Source organism: Desulfobacca acetoxidans DSM 11109, from assembly GCF_000195295.1.
GTDB lineage: Bacteria > Desulfobacterota > Desulfobaccia > Desulfobaccales > Desulfobaccaceae > Desulfobacca > Desulfobacca acetoxidans.
In genome coordinates this window covers 1,082,475-1,103,508 of sequence record NC_015388.1, presented here as the reverse complement: position 1 = coordinate 1,103,508, position 21,034 = coordinate 1,082,475, and the positions used below count along the sequence as shown (strand labels likewise).

21 protein-coding genes are annotated in these 21,034 nt (G+C 56.7%); 20 read left to right on the top strand and 1 reads right to left on the bottom strand.

The genetic code is table 11. The features are described from left to right. The first annotated feature begins 92 nt into the window (after window positions 1-92). The 12 genes from msbA to rpoZ all read left to right on the top strand — a co-directional run bounded on the left by msbA (window position 93) and on the right by rpoZ (window position 10,304). Window positions 93-1,877, top strand: coding sequence for a lipid A export permease/ATP-binding protein MsbA (msbA, locus tag DESAC_RS04720; RefSeq protein ID WP_013705935.1), 1,785 nt, complete (start codon window positions 93-95; stop codon window positions 1,875-1,877). Between the two features lie 6 nt (window positions 1,878-1,883). Further along, complete coding sequence (lpxK, locus tag DESAC_RS04715; RefSeq protein WP_013705934.1) at window positions 1,884-3,014, top strand: tetraacyldisaccharide 4'-kinase; 1,131 nt, start codon at window positions 1,884-1,886, stop codon at window positions 3,012-3,014. 59 nt (window positions 3,015-3,073) lie between these two features. Beyond that, a complete protein-coding gene (gene waaF / locus DESAC_RS04710; RefSeq protein WP_013705933.1) occupies window positions 3,074-4,222 on the top strand; it encodes a lipopolysaccharide heptosyltransferase II in 1,149 nt (382 codons plus the stop codon). Further along, entirely contained in the window at window positions 4,223-4,783 is a 561-nt protein-coding gene (gene gmhB / locus DESAC_RS04705; RefSeq protein WP_013705932.1) for a D-glycero-beta-D-manno-heptose 1,7-bisphosphate 7-phosphatase, read from the top strand. Between the two features lie 75 nt (window positions 4,784-4,858). After that, window positions 4,859-5,965, top strand: coding sequence for a lipopolysaccharide heptosyltransferase I (gene waaC, locus DESAC_RS04700; RefSeq protein ID WP_013705931.1), 1,107 nt, complete (start codon window positions 4,859-4,861; stop codon window positions 5,963-5,965). Between the two features lie 126 nt (window positions 5,966-6,091). After that, window positions 6,092-6,262 (top strand): Trm112 family protein, encoded by a 171-nt coding sequence (locus DESAC_RS15675; protein ID WP_013705930.1) that lies wholly within the window; start codon window positions 6,092-6,094, stop codon window positions 6,260-6,262. A 6-nt stretch (window positions 6,263-6,268) separates the two neighbouring features. After that, window positions 6,269-7,051: a glycosyltransferase family 2 protein gene (locus DESAC_RS04695; RefSeq protein ID WP_013705929.1), complete on the top strand. Its 783-nt coding sequence runs from the start codon at window positions 6,269-6,271 to the stop codon at window positions 7,049-7,051. After that, the gene (gene lpxA, locus DESAC_RS04690; protein ID WP_013705928.1) at window positions 7,041-7,838 is read left to right on the top strand and encodes an acyl-ACP--UDP-N-acetylglucosamine O-acyltransferase; all 798 of its coding nucleotides are present in this window, start codon (window positions 7,041-7,043) and stop codon (window positions 7,836-7,838) included. Before DESAC_RS04695 ends, lpxA begins: the two co-directional genes overlap by 11 nt. Before the next feature lie 141 nt (window positions 7,839-7,979). Further along, window positions 7,980-8,582: a flavodoxin family protein gene (locus DESAC_RS04685; protein WP_013705927.1), complete on the top strand. Its 603-nt coding sequence runs from the start codon at window positions 7,980-7,982 to the stop codon at window positions 8,580-8,582. 64 nt (window positions 8,583-8,646) lie between these two features. Continuing rightward, window positions 8,647-9,045 (top strand): thioesterase family protein, encoded by a 399-nt coding sequence (locus DESAC_RS04680; protein WP_013705926.1) that lies wholly within the window; start codon window positions 8,647-8,649, stop codon window positions 9,043-9,045. A gap of 5 nt (window positions 9,046-9,050) precedes the next feature. Next, window positions 9,051-9,830, top strand: coding sequence for a hypothetical protein (locus DESAC_RS04675; RefSeq protein WP_013705925.1), 780 nt, complete (start codon window positions 9,051-9,053; stop codon window positions 9,828-9,830). Window positions 9,831-10,055: 225 nt separating this feature from the next. Continuing rightward, the gene (gene rpoZ / locus DESAC_RS04670) at window positions 10,056-10,304 is read left to right on the top strand and encodes a DNA-directed RNA polymerase subunit omega (protein WP_013705924.1); all 249 of its coding nucleotides are present in this window, start codon (window positions 10,056-10,058) and stop codon (window positions 10,302-10,304) included. Here rpoZ and DESAC_RS04665 read toward each other — a convergent pair. Continuing rightward, window positions 10,279-11,262 (bottom strand): hypothetical protein, encoded by a 984-nt coding sequence (locus tag DESAC_RS04665; RefSeq protein ID WP_013705923.1) that lies wholly within the window; start codon window positions 11,260-11,262, stop codon window positions 10,279-10,281. The genes rpoZ and DESAC_RS04665 overlap by 26 nt on opposite strands. A 165-nt stretch (window positions 11,263-11,427) precedes the next feature. Between DESAC_RS04665 and DESAC_RS04660 the strand changes: the two genes are divergently transcribed. The 8 genes from DESAC_RS04660 to DESAC_RS04625 all read left to right on the top strand — a co-directional run bounded on the left by DESAC_RS04660 (window position 11,428) and on the right by DESAC_RS04625 (window position 19,686). Then, window positions 11,428-11,865, top strand: a complete 438-nt coding sequence (locus DESAC_RS04660) for a hypothetical protein (protein ID WP_013705922.1) — start codon at window positions 11,428-11,430, stop codon at window positions 11,863-11,865. 21 nt (window positions 11,866-11,886) lie between these two features. Continuing rightward, the gene (gene ilvA / locus DESAC_RS04655) at window positions 11,887-13,095 is read left to right on the top strand and encodes a threonine ammonia-lyase (protein WP_013705921.1); all 1,209 of its coding nucleotides are present in this window, start codon (window positions 11,887-11,889) and stop codon (window positions 13,093-13,095) included. A gap of 302 nt (window positions 13,096-13,397) precedes the next feature. Next, entirely contained in the window at window positions 13,398-14,333 is a 936-nt protein-coding gene (locus tag DESAC_RS15050; protein WP_013705920.1) for a phosphoenolpyruvate carboxykinase (ATP), read from the top strand. Then, window positions 14,330-15,187, top strand: a complete 858-nt coding sequence (locus DESAC_RS04645; protein ID WP_013705919.1) for a sulfotransferase domain-containing protein — start codon at window positions 14,330-14,332, stop codon at window positions 15,185-15,187. Before DESAC_RS15050 ends, DESAC_RS04645 begins: the two co-directional genes overlap by 4 nt. Before the next feature lie 36 nt (window positions 15,188-15,223). Then, window positions 15,224-15,523, top strand: a complete 300-nt coding sequence (locus DESAC_RS04640; RefSeq protein WP_013705918.1) for a lasso peptide biosynthesis PqqD family chaperone — start codon at window positions 15,224-15,226, stop codon at window positions 15,521-15,523. Beyond that, window positions 15,507-15,953 (top strand): lasso peptide biosynthesis B2 protein, encoded by a 447-nt coding sequence (locus tag DESAC_RS04635; protein ID WP_013705917.1) that lies wholly within the window; start codon window positions 15,507-15,509, stop codon window positions 15,951-15,953. Before DESAC_RS04640 ends, DESAC_RS04635 begins: the two co-directional genes overlap by 17 nt. A gap of 473 nt (window positions 15,954-16,426) precedes the next feature. Beyond that, a complete protein-coding gene (locus tag DESAC_RS15045) occupies window positions 16,427-17,521 on the top strand; it encodes a 50S ribosomal protein L11 methyltransferase (protein WP_013705916.1) in 1,095 nt (364 codons plus the stop codon). A gap of 236 nt (window positions 17,522-17,757) precedes the next feature. Beyond that, window positions 17,758-19,686 carry an asparagine synthetase B family protein gene (locus DESAC_RS04625; RefSeq protein ID WP_013705915.1) on the top strand — a complete coding sequence of 643 codons (1,929 nt, stop codon included), beginning with the start codon at window positions 17,758-17,760 and terminating at the stop codon, window positions 19,684-19,686. The last annotated feature ends 1,348 nt before the right edge of the window (window positions 19,687-21,034 follow it).

Below are 21,034 nucleotides of genomic sequence, written 5' to 3'. Positions count from 1 at the left end.
GTATTTTGCTTGAATCACTCCTCTCCTTTGAGTTATACAGTAGGGTAAAGCTCAAATAAATCTTCAAATTCTCTGGTCGGCTTTTCTCAGTTATGTCCCAATTCCGGCAATTATATTTCCGTCTGTTACAGCAGGTGAAACCATTCTGGTGGCGGCTGCTTATCGCCATGTTGGCAATGTTGGGCGTCTCCGGGATCACCGCCCTGATTGCCTTTCTGATCAAACCGGCGATGGATGACATCTTTTTCGGCAAACGTCTCGACATGGTAATCTGGCTTTCCGGTGGGGTAATTATCCTGTATTTCCTCAAGGGTCTGTTCTCCTACACCCACGAATACCTGATGAGTTATGTCGGCGGTATGATTATTACCAACCTGCGCGACGCCCTCTACCGGCAATATATGGCCCTGCCGCAGCTCTTTTTTGATCGCACCGCTACCGGCCTGTTGGTTTCCCGGGTAACCTTTGACGTCAACCTGTTGCAGAGCTCAGTTTCCCGGGTGGTCACTAATTTCCTCAAAGACGTCTTTACCATCATAGGTCTGGTAGGAGTGATTTTTTATCGGGAGTGGAGGCTGGCCTTGATCGCCATGATAGTCTTTCCGGCTGCAGTTCTGCCCATCATCAAATTCGGCAGACGTCTGCGGCGAATCTCCACTTCGAGTCAGGTCTCGATGAGTCGCCTGAACACCCACCTGCAAGAAACCCTCGTGGGCAGCAATATTGTCAAGGCTTTCGGTCGCGAGGACTATGAAATTGAGCGATTCTATCAGGAAAATCTAAAATTCTTCCGTCTGCTGATGAAAAATGTCTCCACCAAGGCCATTTCGTCGCCGGTGATGGAGCTTTTGGGAGGATTTGGCATCGCCGCCATCATGGCCTATGGCGGCTATCAGGTAATCCAGGGAACTTCCACTCCAGGTACTTTTTTTTCCTTTCTGGCGGCCCTGCTGATGTTGTATCAACCCATCAAGAGTTTGAGCAACATCAATAATTCTTTGCAGGAGGGCATGGCGGCGGCCAGAAGGGTGTATGAGATCTTGGACCTGGAACCGGAGATTCGAGATCGCCCGAACGCCGTGACCCTGCCCCCGATAGCCAGGGAAATCCGCTTCGCGCAGGTTGATTTCACTTACGAAGACCGACTCGCTCTACAGAATATCAATCTGACCGTAAAAAAAGGTGAGGTGGTAGCCCTGGTGGGTCCCAGCGGGGCTGGCAAGACTACCTTGGTAAATCTGGTACCGCGCTTTTACGAAGTCACCCGGGGAGCTATCACCATTGATAATCATGACATCCGAGAGGTGACTCTAAGATCGCTGCGGGGTCAGATCGGTGTTGTAACGCAGCAGACGTTTCTCTTTAATGACACCGTACGCAACAATATCGCCTATGGTCGTCCCGAGGCAGGCGAGGCGGAAATCATTCAGGCGGCCCAGGCGGCCTTTGCCTGGGACTTTATTCAAAACCTGCCCCAGAGGCTGGACACGATCATCGGCGAACAGGGGGTAATGCTCTCCGGCGGTGAACGTCAGCGGGTGGCCATCGCCCGCGCCTTGCTTAAAGACCCCCCCATTCTTATTCTAGATGAAGCGACTTCGGCCCTGGATTCCGAAGCCGAGCGGGAGGTCCAAAAGGCCCTGGACAACCTGATTCAAGGCCGGACAACTCTGGTCATTGCCCACCGACTGTCAACCATCCGGGATGCGGATCGCATTGTGGTGTTGGACAACGGTAGGATCGTCGAAGCCGGGCGGCATGCCGAGCTGTTGGCCAAGGGCGGGGTATACGCCAAATTATACTTCCTGCAATTCGGGTCCGAGGAGGAGGAACCCGCCACCGGGGTTCCCGAGTTACAGGCCAGCGGTTTGGTGTAATCCGGTATGTACCATTGGTGGCAGAGCGCCTTTCAGAGCCTGCAGGAGGAGCCGGGTAAAGCAGCGCCGGGTTGGGCGTTGCGCACCGGCGCTGCGGCCTTGTCATGGCTGTATGGCCTGGGCGCTGGCGGACGACGCCTGATCTATGACCGCGGCTGGCTCAAGGTTAAACGCCTGCCGTGCCCGGTGTTGAGCATCGGCAATCTGGTGGCGGGCGGCGTCGGCAAAACGCCGGTCACGGCCTTTATGGCCGAAAGATTGCGAGCCGCAGGCTGCCGGGTGGCAATCGTCTGCCGGGGCTACGGAGGCCAGGAAACCGCTCCGAAAGTGATCAGCGATGGGAATCAAGTATTCCTGCAGCCGCCCCAAACCGGCGACGAAGCCTATATGCTTGCCCGCAAGCTCAAGGAAGTAGCAGTCGTAACCGGGGTGGACCGTTTTCAGGCCGGCATGCTAGCCTGGGAGGCGTTTCATCCCGACCTCATTGTTTTGGATGACGGCTTCCAACATTTCCAACTGCATCGCGACCTGGATGTAGTGCTGTTGGACGCCGAACGCCCTTTTGGTAACGGCTGGTTATTGCCGCGCGGGCCTCTGCGGGAACCGCGAGACGTCCTGAATCGACGCCTGATCCTGCTGTTGACCCGATACCAGGTTGATCGCCATCAGCGTTTCTGGGAAGAGTTGAAAACCGCCTTCCCTCAGGCGGACGTTTTGCGGGCGGTGTTTCGGCCCGCCGCCGCTGTCCGTTATCCCGGGGCCGTAGAATTACCTCTCGCTGAATTGGCGACCTGGCATTTGGCTGCGTTTGCAGGCCTGGCCCGCCCCGAAAGTTTTGCGGCCAGTCTGCAGGAATTAGGTGTCCATCTGCATCGTTATTTTATCTATCCGGACCACCATGTTTTTTCAACCAAGGAACTGGCGTCGTTGATCGAAGCAGCCCGCCGCTTGAAAGTTCAGGCTCTGATCACCACTGAAAAAGACTGGGCCCGGTTGGCCGAACGCTGGTCTGCGTCGCTGCCGTTAATCGTGGTGTCCCTGCGGGTGGAACTATTAGATCCCTGGCCGGAGGCCTTGATGCCCCCGGGGTGTGCCGTCGATAGTCTCAAGTTTCAAGCATACAAAATTATTTTTTAGAGTTATCGAATAGATGTGAATATAATGATCTTTTCTCGAAACTCTAAGATTTGGCAAGTATGAAAAAAATTTTGGTTAAACAACCCGTTTCCGTCGGCAACCACCACTCGCCGCTGCCTCTGGCGGTGCGATCCGCCCTGAGCCGGTTGACTGTGAAAACTCGACGGCCATACCATCGGCATCAGATAAAAAATATCCTGGTGCGCGCCGTCAACTGGGTCGGCGACGCTATTTTAACCCTCCCGGCTCTCAACAATATCAAGAACTTTTTCCCTGCGGCGCGGGTCACAGTCTGGGCCCTGCCACGCGTCGCCCCGGTTTTCTACCAGCAGCCGGTAGTGGATGAGCTTATCCCCTATCTTCCCAAGCCACCCGGCGCCAATCTGACGGACTGGCTGAAATCGCTGTTTCGGCTCCGCCAGCAGCGCTTCGACCTGTCGATCATCTTTCCCAACTCGGTTGAATCCGCCCTGACGGCCTGGGCAACAGGAACGCCGCAACGGGCGGGCTACGATACCGATGGTCGGGGTTTTCTCCTCACCCAAGCGGTTCAAGGGCCTAACCTCATGGATGGATTTCATCAGGTGTACCGGCACCACGGCATCCTGCGAGCCTTCAATCAGATCAACTACGATGGCTTTCCGAAGCTAATCCTGAGTCCGGATGAGATGGAGGCGGGTCTCCAGCAGTTAACGGTTTACGGTTGGCGCCCCCGGCAGAAAATCGTCGCCCTCAGCCCTGGAGCAGCTTATGGTCCTGCGAAACAATGGCGACCGGAGCGCTTTGCTGCGGTGGCAGACCGGTTGCAGCAGGAACTTGGCGCCTTCATCGTGCTCCTCGGCAGTACCGGTGATCAGGCCGCAGCAGCCAAGGTGGCCGAGGCCATGGATTTGCCTCCGGTTAATCTGGTCGGCAGGACTGATCTGCGCACTGCCTTCGCTCTCATCAGTCAGTCTGATCTTTTGATCAGCAATGATTCCGGCCTGATGCACGCCGCGGCCGCGCTCTGGACGCCTCTGGTAGCCCTGTTCGGCTCCACCGATCCGGTGGCCACCGGCCCCTTTACTCCTCTGGCCTCGGTAGTACACCACTACCTTCCCTGCAGTCCCTGTCGGCAGCGCCAGTGTCCCGAGGGCGGCCAGTGCTGGGATTTGATCACTGTGGATGAGGTGTTGGAGCAGGCCCGGTTCTGGTTGACGAGGTATTAGATGCAGCGGGCGGTTTTTCTTGATCGAGACGGCGTGATTAATGAGGAAATGGGCTATATTAACCATTTAAGCCGGTTCCGGCTCCTGCCGGGCAGCGCCGCCGCCATCTCCCGGCTGAATCAGCAGGGTTTAAAAGTAGTAGTAGCAACAAACCAATCCGGTGTAGCTCGAAAATATTTCCCCGCCTCCCTGATTGACCAGGTTCATGACCTGATGATCGAACTCCTGAGACAACAGGGAGCGGCGGTAGACGCTATCTACGTCTGCCAGCACGCCCCCGACGAAGGCTGTCCTTGCCGTAAACCCCGGCCGGGTCTGCTCCTCCAGGCAGCTCAGGAATTAGGTATTGATCTCGGGCGATCCTATGTGGTGGGCGACCGGTATAATGATATCCAGTTAGCGGCCAACGTCGGGGCCCAGGGGATTCTGGTCCTCACCGGCTATGGCCGGGGAGAGCTGGAAAACTACCAGGGTGAGCGGCGGGCCGAACCGGATTATATCGCCGCCGATCTGACGGAGGCGGTAGAATGGATCTTGCGGGACGCGGCCCGACATGGCTAGCTTGTGTGGGCGAACACAAGGTTCGCCCCTACCATGTAATATCTTTTTGCTTGGCAATTGGTATGAGGACCTCGCTTGGCTGAGCGAATTCTGCTGATAAAATTGAGCGCCCTGGGAGATGTCATCCAGACGCTGCCCACGCTGGAGGCCATCCGGGAGGCTCATCCGCAAGCCGAGATCACCTGGCTGGTAGAAGAGGCGGCCGCGCCGGTGCTGGCGGGGCATCCGGCTTTAGATAATATCCTAGTATCGCGTCGGCGCACCTGGGTGGCCGCCAGGCGAAGCGGCGACCTAGCACAGGCAGGACGGGAATTTGGGAGTCTGGTCGCCGCCATTCGGCAACATCCCTTTGACCTGGTGCTCGATTTGCAAGGCCTGTTTAAAAGTGCCATGTGGACCACCCTGGCCCGCAGCTCCCGGAAGATCGGTTTTGATCGCACCCGGGAATTCAGTTACCTGGCGCTGACCGAACGGCTCCCTCCCTATGACCCTGACGAACACGCCGTTCAACGCTATCTAAGGACGGCGCATTATCTGGGCGCCCCTCAAGGACCGGCTACATTTCGCCTGGCCCTGCCGCTAGGGGGCGGCGGGCTGAGAGAACCGCCCTGGCGAACGCTTTCCCACCCACTGGTGATTCTGCACCCCGGCGCCCGCTGGGAGACCAAGCTCTGGCCGGAAGAATCTTTTGCCCGACTGGCGGATGAACTTGCCCGAAAAACCGGCGCCCAAATAGTCTTTACCGGCAGCAGCAACGACCGCCCTCTTATCGGTCGCATCCGGTCGCGCCTGCACCGCGCCGTCCTCGACCTGAGCGGACGGACAACGGTAAAAGAACTCGCCCGGCTCATGTATCAAGCAGATGCGGTCGTGACCACCGATACCGGCCCCATGCACCTGGCTGCCGCAGTGGGCGCCCCGCTCGTGGCGCTCTTTGGCCCGACGGCCCCCTGGCGCACCGGCCCTTTTGGACCTCACCAGGTGATTCGTACCGGCATACGCTGCTCTCCCTGTTTTCGCCGCCGCTGCCCGCAGCCCGAGTGTATGAATGGCATTGCTGTGGCAGACGTACTGCCGGTAGTGGAGCAGGTTTTAGAGACCGCAGGAAGGCAGACCCACAGGCGATTACCACCTCACAGGACTGGGGACGGGCAATTTGAGATCATCGTTCAGCGTATTTGAAAAGGTTTCTGGTTTCCGGTTATAAGATGTAAGGCAACCTCCCACCACGGTTGCTCCGATGGATTTAGAAACTAGAAACCCGAAACCTTAGTTATATGTCAACCGTATAATGCTAACGGAGTGATTATGTCTATCAGTAAAGAGCTCTTAGAAATCCTGGCCTGTCCGCAATGCAAGGGTGAAGTGCAGTTGACTCCTCAAGGCGATGGGTTGATCTGCCCGCGTTGCAAGCTCCTATATGAAATCAAAGATGACATTCCCATTATGATCATTGAGAAGGCGAAAAGACTCGAGTAGGCGTCCATGAAGTCTCGCCTGTCAGTGACCGTAATCACCCATAACGAGGAGGCCAACATCGTTGACTGCCTGGAGTCGGCGAGTTGGGCGAATGAGATCGTGGTACTGGATTCCGATAGCACCGACCGAACGGTCCTCTGGGCCAAACAGTTTACCGACCGGGTCTACTCCGTACCCTGGCACGGGTTTGGCAAAAACAAGAATCAGGCCATTGATGAGGCCCGAATGGAATGGATTTTTGTCCTGGACGCCGACGAAAGGATTACCCCGGCCCTGCGCCGGGAGATTCAGGAGATCTTGAAGGGTGACGGCCCGGCCGATGGCTATCGGGTCCCACGCCGAAACCATTTCTGCGGACGTTTTATCCGACATCTGGGCTGGTATCCGGACTATTCCATCCGCTTGTTTCGCAAGGCCAACGGCCGTTTTATCGAACGCGAGGTCCACGAGAGCGTAGAGATTAACGGTTCCGTGGGGACCCTGCGGGAACCGATGCTGCACTACACCTATCGGACCATCAGCGATTTTGTCCTGCGCATGGACCGTTACTCCACCCTGGCGGCCCAGGAGCTGCTCAAGCAGGATAAAAAGCCCCACTTCGGGGAGCTTGTCTGGCGGCCTTTTTTCACCTTTCTAAGTCTCTATGCCCTTAAGAAAGGATTTTTGGAAGGCAGGGCCGGCTATACCCTGGCTTTTCTCTACAGCACTTATAATTTCCTGAAATATTATAAATTTCGAGAGCTGCACGAACAGCGGGCTAAAGACGGAGGTCAGCCCCTTGAAGATTGATCCCACGGCAAGAATCGCCGATGACGTTGAACTGGGCTCGGAGGTCAACATCGGCCCCGGCGTCATTATCGAAGGGCCTTCAAGCATCGGGTCAGGGTGTACAATTCAAGCCCACGCCTATATCGGCCCCTACACCACCATCGGCAACCATAACACCATCTCCTTTGGCGCCATCATCGGCCATGAACCCCAGGACTATGCCTTCCAAGGAGAAAAAAGCTACACAATCATCGGCAATCACAATATCATCCGGGAGTATGCCACCATCCACCGGGGTACCAAACCGGGCAGCGCCACCCGAGTCGGAGACCATAACTTCATCATGGCCTTGTCCCATATGGCCCATAACTCTTCCCTGGGCAATAATGTCGTTGTCATCAACGGGGCTTTGATCGGCGGCTATGTGGAGGTGGGTGACCGGGCCCTTATCTCCGGCAACTGCGTCATCCACCAATTCTGCCGAGTAGGTCGACTGGCCATGATGCGGGGCGGGGCGCGGGCTTCCCGGGACGTGCCGCCGTTCTGCATCGTTGACTGGGAACACACCGTACGAGCCCTAAATTTAGTGGGTCTGCGACGGGCCGGCTTCAACCAGGAACAGATTCGGACCTTAAAGGCTGCTTTTAACCTCCTCTTCCGCCAACGGGTCAACCTCCAGATGGCAATGCAGCAGGTAGAGGCTGAGGTCCCGCTGACGCCGGAGGTCGCCCATCTTCTGGAATTTATCCGCCAATCCAAACGCGGCGTGGCCATGGGCGTTCGGTCGCGAGGCAGCGAAATGGCCTGAACCCGACAGCCCGGTTTCTCTAATAAAAATAATAATATCAATATAATACCTGCAAACAAAAACTTGACAAAATGGTAGCGATCTATTAACCTGATAAAAGCGCGGCGATACTAATGGGAGTGCCGGAAAAAGGAGCGCTTAATGAAAATTCTGGGGATCTGGGGCAGTCCTCGGGTCGGCGGCAATTCCGAGGTATTGTTGGACGCCTTCCTACAGGGGGCCCAGGAGGGCGGGGGCGAAATTGAAAAAGTGGCGTTGCGGTCTTTGAAAATTTCTCCCTGCCTGGAAATATACAAGTGTTTTAAAGACGGCGATTGTCCCATCAAAGATGACATGCAGGAGCTTTACCCCAAGCTGTTGTCCGCAGATGTAGTAGCCCTGGCCTCCCCTATTTTTTTCTATGGCCTGACTGCCCAGGCCAAGGCCATGATTGACCGCACCCAGGCCTTTTGGGCCCGGCGCTATGTTCTGAAACAGGAATTCCCAGGGGAAAACCGGCAAGGGGTGTTGCTGGCCACTGCGGCCACTAAAGGCAAGCATGTCTTTGTAGGCGCCAGACTAGTCACCCATTATTTCTTCGATGCCATCAATATCCGCTATGCCGCCGAAGTTCTGGTAAAGCAGGTGGACGAAAAAGGGGCCATCCGGAAGCGGCCGGAGGTCCTGGCAGAAGCGAGAGAGCTCGGGCGGCGTTTCGGACAAGGGGAGCAATTCGGCAAAGTAAAGGTTTTCCCGGTAGTTTAGCAAGGAAAACCTTTTAGTAAACGCATCCAGGGTGTCGGCCGATGCAGCGCCAGAGGAGAACGGCATGGAATCGCCCTTTAAAGTAGGTATGATTAATGAACTGCGGCAGAAGACCGGTCCGGAGCACTCGGCCCGGAGGTTTTTTCCCGACCTACCCGACGCCTTTGCCACCCCTTTTCTGGTGGGGCTGATGGAAGGGGTCAGCGCCGACTTGATGGCCAAGCATCTTCAGTCGGGAGAACAGTCGGTCGGTATCGGCATGAACCTGAAACACACGGCCCCGACACCCTTGGGCATGGAAGTGCGGGTGGTTACCGAACTCATCGGCATCGAGGGCAAGAAACTAACCTTTAAGCTGGAGGCTTTTGACGAAAAGGAGAAGATCGGCGAGGCCACACACGAACGGTTCATCATCAATGCCGATAAGTTTATGAAAAAACTGGTATCCAAGGCGACCGATTAAACGGCATGGCCACAGATTTCCCGTATGATTTGGTCACCTTGGGCCATTTTGAGAATGGTTGGGGCTGGGAAGGGCAATTACGTGGTTATATCCGGAAAAAATATCGCGCCGATTTAGAGCTGCTAGCCGGGTTGGCGCCGGACCTGTTAGCCCATTGTCTCGGAGGAGAGCTGGTGTCGGAACTTCCCTACGATACTATCCTCTGGGGCTTACGGCTGCGCCCTTTTCGTCCCCTGGAGCTCTTTTTCTTTTATAATCTTGACCCTGAATTCGGCTCTGATCTCCGGATATTCTATCCCCGGAAAAGCCTGGTCCTGCCTACGGAAGACGCCTACGTCTTCGCTTGGGACTTCCTGGCGCTGCTGGCGCGCTATGGTAAAGGGGTTTATCCTTTGAACCTCCGGACACTTAGCAACCACTGGTATTCGCTGGCAGACATTGAGTCCCGCCACGGCGGGGATCTACAGCGGTTCACCCTTCAGGGCAGGAAAGATATCGTCCAACGGATTTCTCCTGAGGTAGCCGCCACGGCCCTGATGCGGCTGGATAGCGGCGTTTATGAGGGCGATGCCGCCGGTTGGACGGCAACCTGGCAGGTATTGCCTGATCTGGAACTGAGGGTGGGCTGCACTGCGGCAGGTCTCGAAGTTGCCTACGAAGCCCAAGGCGCGGCAAAATACGCCCCGGAATTTCTCATCAGCTTTGCCTGGCTCTACCTCAACGCCCTGTTGCGGGAGTCTGGTCAGGTAGATCCGACCTTGCCGAGATTATCGGCCTATTTTTAGGAGGAATAAGGAAATATGAAGTGTCTGCATTGTCAAACGGGTGAAATCCTTATCTGCACCAGTTGAAAAGGTCTTAAGATACGCTGCAAGGTTTGCGGCTATAAATACTCTGAAGAAGAAGTTCGCCAGATAGTAGAACAGGTGAAGAGTAAGAGACAATCCTGCGAGTTGGCGCCCGCTGCCAGTTGTGAATTAAAACCGTAGTAATATCCCTGGAGGGTTAGTATGGCCCGAGTCACCATTGAAGATTGCCTGGAAAAAGTTGACAACCGTTTTGCTCTCGTGCATCTGGCCGCCAAGCGGGTGCGGCAATTGAATAAAGGCGCCCCGGTGCTCTTAGAGGAGCGGGTCAAGAACAAGGAAATCGTGGTCGCCTTGCGAGAAATTGCCGAGGGGAAAGTTACTTCGGTTAAGCCTGGCAAACCTCGCGTGGAGAAAAAATCACTTCTCAGGCTCGAGACCACAACATCATAGGACCTGTAAGCAACTCCGATTCCGGCGCCCGGCCTTGCCAACCGAAGAGCTCCAGCCAAACTGCGGCCTTGGGCGGGAGGCCCGAGGCCGGCCACAGCCGTTCCTGCACTAGGCGTTGAACAGCCTGCCCGGCCTCCCTTACAACCTCCTGGTCCACCGATAGGCCTGTCAGCAGGTCCTCTAACGCCTGGCGGAATTCAAGTTGGAGCTTTGAGTGAGGACTATCGCTTTCGGCCGCCGCCGTATTCAGGTGCCAATCCGGCAACTCCAGCTTCAGGTGATAGACTCCACCCCCTGCAGCTGCGGCCTCTTCCCAGAGGCAGCGGGGTGAGCTGTCGCTGGCGGCGGTTTCTAAAACCAGAGCCGCCCAAGGCGATTTGAGACAGGGAGTCAGAATGGCCTGCCAGAACTTGAGCCGCACCCTCGCCAACTCCGGGTCTGGCAAACCGCCGCGCAGGGATGGATTGTAGGAAATCGCCGCACCCGCTAATTCTCCCTCCTCATCTAAATCAGGCCCCAGTACAGCCGCCAAGGCCTGTTGTTGCTTCCCCACCAGATACATGCCAGCCTCTTTTTCGGCCAACATCTGTTCCAATTGATGCGCCAGGGGCCAGAGGATGGCCGGATCAGTGGTCTTGGGCAACACCGGGGCCAATTGCCCGCGGATGGCCTCCTTGAGATAGTCTTCCTCTTTATCATGAGAGGCGAGGAAATCAAGATACGCCTGCCATTGCCTCAACTCGCCGGTATGATAGGCCCTTCCCAGCCCTCTTAGAGCTCCCTGCCGGGGAAGCTGCAGCATCGAGGAAAATCCTAATGCCTCAGGTCTTTCTTCCAGACGGCCGAACTGCAGATCCGGGAAGTAAAAAGACAGAGCGCGATAGTCCTGCCGCCAGTAAACCATTAATGGGAAGGCGGCAATCTGCCAATGGTGTGAGCCATGGGGTGCATCAGTCATAATGGGTCCTTTCCAGCACGTCAGGGCAGCCGGATAACAGCAGTGATATCAAAACCGGGCCCAAAATCCGCCGCAATGGCGTTTGCCCCGATTGCAATTATAATGATAACGAACTATGTTATAAGCAAGAAAATAATGAGCTGCAACTGTAAAGGAGTGCTTGACATGTGTCTGACCATCCGCCGCACCTGCGTCTGTGGCCGGGAAGAGGCCCAGTTTATGCATCGCGATAATATCCTGCCGAAAAGTATCCTGGTAAATCTATACTGTCCGAGCTGTCGCAGCCAGGCCTCCTGGGACGGCGACTGCATGACCGAAGATAATGGCTGGGTCCTCGAGTTCGACATCGAAGGAGCCAGATTTCTGATGTGGCACAAAGGCTTATTGGATGAGGTAACGCCGGATTTCATCTTCGACCAGGGGTATTGCAGTTGGAACGGCATGACCCCCCATGATCTGGAGGAGCGTGCCATCCTGCATGCCGAACTTGCCCCCTTATTGAACCAGGATCGGTTAGCCTACATTAATGCCTTGAAGACCACCATGTTGGAACGGGTCCATGACCTCAAGGCCGCCGGTTGGCGAAAAGCCCAAAATATCTGATTTCCTATCCAGGAAACCCCTATGATAAGCCTGTCGGATATTCAAGCTGCCCAGGAACGCCTTTCGGGCCTGATAATTAGGACGCCATTGGTTTTTTCACAGACATTGAGTCGGATGTACGGCGTCCGGGTATTTCTCAAATTAGAAAACCTGCAGACCACCGGATCCTTTAAACTGCGGGGTTCGCTTAACAAGATCAAACTCTTGCCTAACGCCTCCCGGACGACCGGGGTAGTGGCGGCCTCGGCCGGCAATCATGCCCAGGGGGTGGCCTACGCCGCTTCGCTGGCGGGCATCCCGGCCACCGTTGTCATGCCCCAGTGGGCTTCGCTGTCCAAACAACTGGCCACCGAAGGCTACGGCGGCCTGGTGCTGCGGCATGGCCAGGACCTAACGGAGGCTCTGGCTAAGGCCCAAGAATTGGCCGATACCGGTCTTACCTTCATCCACCCGTACGATGATCCCCAGATCATTGCCGGACAGGGAACCCTCGGGCTGGAGATCATGGCCGATCTGCCGGAGGTGGAGACGATATTGATACCGGTGGGGGGTGGCGGCCTGGCTGCCGGCGTGGCCTTGGCGCTCAAGTCTATCAAGCCATCGGTCCGGATTATCGGGGTCCAGGCCCGACTGACGCCGTCAGCTCAGGCGGCTCGGGAAACAGGCCGGCCGGTACCGGTGCCTAGTTCGGCAACACTGGCCGACGGTATTAACGTCACCTGCCTGGGCCAGCAGACCTTCCCAATCCTGCAGGAATACCTCGACGACTTGGTTTTAGTCAGCGAATCCGAGATTGCCGACGCGGTGCTGCTGCTTCTTGAAAAAAAGAAAATCCTATGCGAAGGCGCCGGCGCCGTCCCGGCCGCGGCCCTAACTCAGGTCCTCAAGGACCGGAATCTGGGCCGCCGCCTGGTGCTGCTCATCAGTGGCGGCAATATTGACATCCCCCTCCTGGAGCGGGTGGTGCAGCGCGGCCTGATCAACTCCCACCGCCTGTTGACAGTTCGGGTAATCCTCCCCGACAGTCCTGGATCCTTGGGCAGATTGACAACTCTGTTGGGTCAGGCAGGGGCAAATATCCTGCACCTGGATCATGACCGGTTGGGTCTGGACCTGCCTTTGAAAGACACCCGGGTCTACCTGGCCCTCGAAACCAAAGGCCCACAACACTGTCAGGAGATCAGAGAGACCTTGGCCGATGCCGGGTACCTGGTGGATAACCGGGTTTGATGCCCGCGTGCGGTAAAGTCAGCTTCGTGGCCTCCATCTCCGCCAAAAATTCCTGGCACTGTCTGTTCTGAACAGAATAAAATTTGGCACCTTCCACCGCAATCTAACCATTGATTAAACGAGCGAATCGTCTCTAATACTGTCTACCCTGACGACCAAGGGGGAGACAGCCCAAGCCAATCTTTGGCGTCAAGCCTTCCATTGACTTAACTAGGCAACTTTTTTATAATTAGTTCACCGACACCGAATTCTTTTAACGCAATTCTCACCGAGGGGACCATTCCTCCCAAGGTCGCACTGCTATGGTATCCTCCAATCTGTCGCGCTCCGGTGACAACTGCCCGACGCCCTACTATTACCGGGCCTTTGGCCTGACGATTGCCAGCGCCCTGCCCTGCCCGGAGCTCCTGCCGGCCGAAGGAGCCGCCGAAGTCACTATTCGCTACGGTACGGTTCCTGACGGCCTGGAGTCGGTCCAACGACAGGGAGTCTGTTTCCAGGTTAATTCCGAGGCCTTTCTCCTCAAACTCAATACTATCGCCAAATATCTCGTAACTGCGGGGAAGCAGATCATCATCGAACGCGCCGCCGGGGCCCAGGACAACGAGGTGCGTCTCTTTCTGTTGGGTTCCGCCTTGGCCGCGCTCCTGCAGCAGCGAGGTCTGTTGCCGCTGCATGGCTGCGCCGTTGAGGTCAACGGCGGCGCCGCCGTCTTTGTGGGGCTCTCCGGTTGCGGCAAATCCACCCTGGCCGAAGCCCTGCATCAGCGGGGCTACCGGATTATGGCCGACGATGTCTGCGTAATCTCTTTTGCCTCATCAGGGACTCCGTTGGTCATATCGGCCTATCCGCAACTCAAACTCTGGGCTGACGCCTTAAAAAAACTAGGGAGAGACCCCAGAGGTTTACCCTTGGTGAGAGCCGGCTTGGAGAAATACGGCCTCCCCCTGAAGGATGGTTTTTCCCGGAACCCTTCGCCGCTCCAACGGGTTTACGAACTGGCGGAGAGCAACTCCCAAGAGCTTGAACTCATTCCTCTCCAGGGCTTGGACAAACTTACCGTCCTCATGCGCCACACCTACCGCCCGCAGTTCCTGGCCGGGACCTTAGGAAAAAAACGCCATTTTGAACAGTGCGGCCAGGCGGCGCAACATTGCCGGGTAAGCCGCCTGGTCCGACCCCGGACTCCCTTTCGCCTGACAGAGCTGGCCGATCTGGTAGAGGAGGATTGGGCATGAAGAGCGGCATCATCTGGCTGGCCTCCTATCCCAAATCCGGCAACACCTGGCTGCGCATCTTTCTGACGAATCTGAGGCGCGGCGGTGAAGCCCCGGCAAACATTAACGACCTGGATGGCGGACCGATAGCCAGCGCCCGAACCTTATTCGATGAGATGACGGGCATCGAAGCCTCGGACCTTACTGCCGCGGAGATCGACCGGCTGCGCCCCGAGGTTTATGAGCGCCTGGCCGCCGAGGCCAAGGAAGTCCTTTTCTTAAAGGTGCACGATGCCTATACCTACGCCGCCGACGGCCGCCCCCTGCTCGCGGCCACCGGGAGTCGAGCCATTTACCTTATCCGCAATCCCCTTGATGTGGCCGTCGCGTTTGCCAATCATGCCAGCCGCGACCTCGATACCGTTATCGACCGCATGGGCGATGAGGGATTCGCCCTGGCCGCCGGTAACGGCCGACTGGCCGACCAATTGCGCCAACGTCTGCTTACCTGGAGCGCCCATGTTCTGAGCTGGCTGGCGGCGCCCATTCCGGTGAAGGTGCTGCGCTATGAGGATATGAAACAGCAGCCTCAGAAAACCTTTGCTGAGGCGGCGCAGTTTGCCGGACTGCCCGATGATCCGGCGCGGGTGCGAAAGGCCGTGGAGTTCAGTGATTTTCGGGAACTCCAGCGCCAGGAGCAGGAATGCGGCTTCCGGGAAAGACCGCCCGAAACTGAAAGGTTCTTTCGGGAAGACGGCTGGGGGGCCTGGCGCCGGGAATTGACGCCGGCCCAGGCGGCCCGGATCATCCGGGACCATCGGGAAGTTATGCAACAGTTCGGCTACCTGACTGCAAACGGGGAGCCGGTTTTTTAATGGGCCAATAGTTCCCGGCAAGGAGTAACAATCCGCATGAATCAATCCATCGGTTTGAACCAGACCATTCAAAGGTCTGATGACCTGGTCTCCTGTGATCTGGACGGCGAGACCGCCCTCATGAGTGTGGCCAACGGCAAATACTACGGCCTGGACCCTGTCGGCAGCCGTATCTGGGTTCTTTTGGAACAGGCCCGCCCGGTCTCCGACCTATGCGCCATCCTGCTGCAGGAATTTGAGGTCGAAGCTTCGCAGTGCCAACACGATGTGTTGGTCTTCTTAAACGAACTGGCCCAGGACAACCTGATCAAGGTATTTGATGAGCCGACTCGGTAAGTTCCTGGCCCTGTCTGCGTCGGAGCGTGGTAGCCTGCTCGAGGCGGCCTTCTGGCTGGGGATCGCCCGGCTGGCCATCCTGATCCTGCCCTTTCGGCGGATTGCCCCGGTTTTGGGCCGACACATGGCCACCTCGCCGGAGGAGTCGGGAATGGCACCCGTGGCGCTGCTGGATCGCATCTCCTGGGCGGTGGCCACCGCCAGCCGCCACCTGCCCTGGGACTGCCGTTGCCTGGCCCAGGCTATCGCCGGGAAGGCCATGCTCAAACGCCGCGGGGTGTCCAGCACGCTGTATCTGGGCCTGGCCAAAGAAGGCGAGGCCCAACTCCAGGCACACGCCTGGCTGCGGTGTGGAGAGCGGATTCTCACCGGGCGGCGTGGAATGGCAGGTTTCACCATCATCGCCACCTTCGCCGAGGACGGGAAATGATGACAGATAGCCTTCCAAAAAGCATCTCGGGGCGAATACCAGATTCGCCCCTACAATATATATTCTTCGCCTGTCGGAGATTCGTGTGATAGCTGAAATGTAGGGGCAAACCTCGTGTTCGCCTGCTCCTACGGGGCTAATACATGCATCTCGGGGCGAATACCAGATTCGCCCCTACAATATATATTCTTCGCCTGTCGGAGATTCGTGTGATAGCCGAAATGTAGGGGCAAACCTCGTGTTCGCCTGCTCCTACGGGGCTAATACCTGCATCTCGGGGCGAATACCAGATTCGCCCCTACAATATATATTCTTCGCCTGTCGGAGATTCGTGTGATAGCCGAAATGTAGGGGCAAACCTCGTGTTCGCCTGCTCCTACGGGGCTAATACCTGCATCTCGGGGCGAATACCAGATTCCCCCCTACAATAAAATTTTTCGTACGGAATCTGAATGACGTGAGACCAGCGGTTTATGTACAATTGCGGTAAGATGGAGCTGAGTAAGTTTCCGGATGATATCGCCAGAATGATTCGGGCCATTGAAGACAAGCCCGACTTTCCCGAACGGTTGGCCCGTCTGGCTCTCTTATTGAGACGGACCAAGAAGCAGTGCTATCTCTCGCCGGATTTGGCTCTCCAGGCCCGAAGGCTGGCGCCGGATGATCCGAGAATTCGTTACCTGACCCATCACGCCGTACGAAAATCAGCGCCAGGGTGGCATTTCAACATTGTGAACGACACCCTGCGAAACGAAACCTACGCCAGGGCCTTGAACCGCTTCGTGCAGCCGGGCATGTTGGTACTGGAAATCGGAGCGGGCACGGGACTGTTGGCCATGCTGGCGGCCAGGGCGGGAGCGGCACAGGTCATCACCTGCGAAAAAGAGCCATTGGTCGCCGAACGGGCGCACACCATTATCGTCCGCAACGGCCTGGCTGACCGCGTGACCGTGGTCTCCAAAGAGCTCAGCAGACTTACCGTAGGCACCGACCTGCCGCGGCGGGCCGATCTCCTGGTGGCCGAAATCGTGGATAATTATCTTCTGGGCGAGCTCGTGTTGCCCCTCTACAGCCATGCCCGCAAACATCTACTCACACCTGAGGCTCGCGTCCTGCCCGAAACCATTGCCGCCGGCGGGATGCTGGTGGGCGGTTTAGAAACGCGGTCTTTTCGTATGGGCACATTTATGGGCTTTGATCTCTCCCCATTTAATACCCTAGCCCCGCCGGTGATAACGACTGGCGAAGGCGGCGGCCTTTTTGAGGCCTTGAGCGAGCCGTTGGAAATCTTCCGCTTTGACTTGCGAGCCGTTCGCTATCCTGATCGAGAGCACCGCCGGTTGGAGGTTGCCGTAACCCAAAACGGCCTGGCCCAGGGGTTCATGCAATGGAATCGGCTGAATTTTGGCGATGATCTCACTTTTGAGAACCGTCCGCCGCTTAAGTCATGTTGGTGGCCGGTGATTCACCTCTTTCCGGAGGAACTGCCGGTCCGGCAGGGCGATCTCGTCTGTCTCAATGCGGAACACGATCAGGCAAGTATCATGATCTGGCCTGAGAAACAATAACCCGGAAGGTGGGAGGCGCTTCGCTATCCCGCCCGGCGCATTGGAATATTTTCGGTAACAGTTTCTGAGCTGCCGACCTGGAGGTCGGCGTTACCGAACTTCCTCCTGTACCGAACTTCCACCTGTAGGAAATCCTAAGCCGTTTGGGGAGATGGTGGGGCGGCTTTTTAAACCTTCACTTGGCTAGTTGAATTGTTGCTATTCTCTTACCATGCGACAGGAAATTACTATTTAGCATGAATGGCATATTAGGATATCTGAGATTAGACGGCGCCCCGGTGGCTAAGACGAAACTGGCGGTCATGCAGCAGGCCATGGCCTATTGGGGGGTGGATGGCTCCACCGAGTGGAGCGATGGCCCGGTTGGATTGGGCTGCCAGTTCTGTTTTTGCACCCCGGAAGAGACCGAAAAATCTTTCCCGTATCATGACCCGGAACGCGGTTGGGTGTTGACCGCCGGGGCCTTTCTGGATAATCGGGAAGACCTGATTGCGGAACTGGGCCTGTCAGCCCCGGAAGGCCGGGTTTTGTCCGACACCCGGCTCATCCATCGGGCTTACGAGCGCTGGGGGGAGGAGTGCATCCATCACCTGTTGGGCGATTGGCACTTTGCCCTCTGGGACCTGAAGAATCGCCGTTTATTCCTGGCCCGGGATCATCATGGCAATACTGGAATCTGTTATATCCAGGGGCCGGGATTTTTCGCCTTCGCTTCCAGCCGCAAGGCCCTGCTGGCGCTCCCGGAAGTGCCTCGGGTGCCGAACCTGCTGCGACTGGCCCAGACCCTCACCAGTTGGCCGGGCGATGGCATTCTCACCGCCCATGCCGGGATCTACCGCCTGCCTCCGGCCCATTATCTGATCATCGAAGCCGGCGAAGTAAAGATCAAGCGCTACTGGTTTGCCGAAAACGCCCCTCGGGTTTACTTCCCCCGAGAGGAAGACTATCTGGAGGCCTTCCTGGAGCACTATGATCGGGCGGTGCGAGCCCGTCTGCGGTCGACTACGGCGATAAGCGCCACCTTGAGCGGCGGCTTGGATTCGGGTTCGGTCTGCGCCCTGGCGGCCCGGGCGCTGGCCCAACAGGGGCAAAGATTGTCCGCCTTCACCTCTGTCCCCCTGGAGGACACCAGTCCTTATACCCTCAAACACCGCTTCGGCGATGAGTCGGCCTTCGCCCAGGCCACTGCCGACCAGGCCGGTAATATTGACCTTACCAGGATCAGGGCGGCAGAGGTTTCTCCGTTGGCAGGCATCGACCGTATGCTGCAGGTTCACGATGAACCGGGCCATGCCGCCGGCAATTATTTCTGGATTATAGCGCTCCTCGATAGGGTCAGGGAGCATGGCTTCCGGGTGCTCTTGACCGGCCAGGGAGGCAACGCCACCGTCTCCTGGACCGGGGGAGCGGTGAACCTCTGGCCGTATCTGGGGTCCGGACAGCTCAGCCGGTTCAGGCAGAAATTCCTGGATCTGCAACAGCGCCAGGGTCTCTCCCTTTTCGCCGGGGTCAAACGCTTCCTGGCGGGCCCTTTGGTCCTTCCAATCCTCAGTCGCCTGGAATACGGCCTCTGCCCCAATGGCCCGGTGTTCCTGCCCTACTCGGCCATCCATCCCCGCTGGGCGCAGTCCCTGCATCTGGATCGCCTCATGCGGGCCCAGGGTCATGATCCCTATTTTAATACAGACTACAACCCCTTAGCCACCAGGTACCGGATCATCCAGCCCGGCCGGTGGCCGGGGGGGGGCTTATGGGGCGAAAGCAGCGGCGCTTTTGGCCTGGAGACGCGCGATCCGACTTTGGACAAGCGTCTGCTCGAATTCTGCCTGGGCATACCTGATATTTACCATTCCGCCGAGGGCAGTAATCGGGCAGTGCTGCGGCGGGCCTTCCGCGATCTGCTGCCGGATCTGGTACGCCTCAACCGCCGCCGGGGGCTGCAGGCGGCTGATATCTGCCGCCGCCTGCGGGATCAGGCCACGGACATCGAAGAGGCGCTGCAAGACCTGGAAAGGCATAACCTGGCCCCGGCGATCCTCGACCTGCCGAAGATGCGGCGGGTGCTCCGCTCGATTCAGCAGGGGACCACCCGCAAGAATTCAAGTGAGGCCGGAACCATTCTCCTACGGGGGTTGGGGGTCGGGATCTTCCTCCAGCGGTTCTGAAGACCATTGCACTTGTATGAAAACAGTGGGCGGTGGGCAGTGATAAGTGAGCCGTGAGCCGAAAAAGCATTATTGGGAGCAGCCGCCAAGGTTCGGTTTTCATGCTTCGTCGTGATTATCAGAACATGCCAATTTGTATGAAAACAGTAATCTCAAAGACGGCGGGCGCGGCCCGCCCTATGAGTTAATTGCCGATAAATTATCGATAATGGGATAGGGCGGCCCATGGCCGCCGCTTTTGTTTAACATGGTCGATGAGAAAAAATTTTATATGAAAGATGAGTGTGCAGGCCAGGAGGCTTAGGCCACCATTCTTTCATATTTCGTTGTGTTCCTGAGAGGATGATGACTTTATATGGGGGGGCGAATACAAGATTCGCCCCTACAGGTATAATTTACCCAAAAGAATATCCGCGAGAATTTGGGGAAGAGGTACAGGGAATACAAGATCCGCCCTTGCTGGTAGGACTTACGCATGATGGCAGATTGCCACCAGCTCGAAAATCGGTACAAGCTGAGTGCTCGTGGGAGGATAGCAAGCAATCGTTTGGTAGATTGTTAAGATGGGCCATAACCGGCTAACATGTCTGTTGCTCCACCTGTCCCGGCTGAGGTTTCATGCAATAAGGAGAGTTCCATCAGGTGAGGAGCCTGCCAGGGACTGCTAGGCGGCGGGGTGCCATTGCCTGGAGAACGGCGGGATAGATTCATTTTAGGAGGTAGATTCAACCTGCTTTCTAAATGATGTCGGCGTTCCATTTTAAGTCCACTCTATTTGCTAAGATAATGATCCCGCCGCAATTTCCCCGTCATAAACCATCCCTGTATGAGCTGATGTCTCATTCAGTAAGGAGATATCCACTAGGTGAGGAGCCTTCCAGGGGCCGCTAGACGGCAGGGAGGAACTGGCTTGAGGGGGGCAGGATGGGTTGCTTTCGGGGGGGTAAGTTCAATCTATTTGCCAAGGGATGGGGGCATCCCATTTTGGGACCCCCCTTTTGAGCATGGGAAAAATTACGGTTACATCTTGGCCGGACTTGTAATTAAAAACTCCCCAGGTTGCTCTCTGGACCGAACAATTAGCACCCTTAAGTCAGGGAACCGGTGAATATCATAAATATAACATAATATTATGATCCCGCCCCAATTTCCCCGTCATAAACCATCCCTGTATGAGCTGATGTCTCATTCAGTAAGGAGATATCCACTAGGTGAGGAGCCTTCCAGGGGCTGCGGGGAGACGAAGCGCAACCGCCCTTAGGTCCGGGTGATTGATTATCCAAGGCGGGGTTATTCAACCTGTTGCCTGAGCGATTCATGCGGTCCATATGAAAACCTCCCTGTTCGT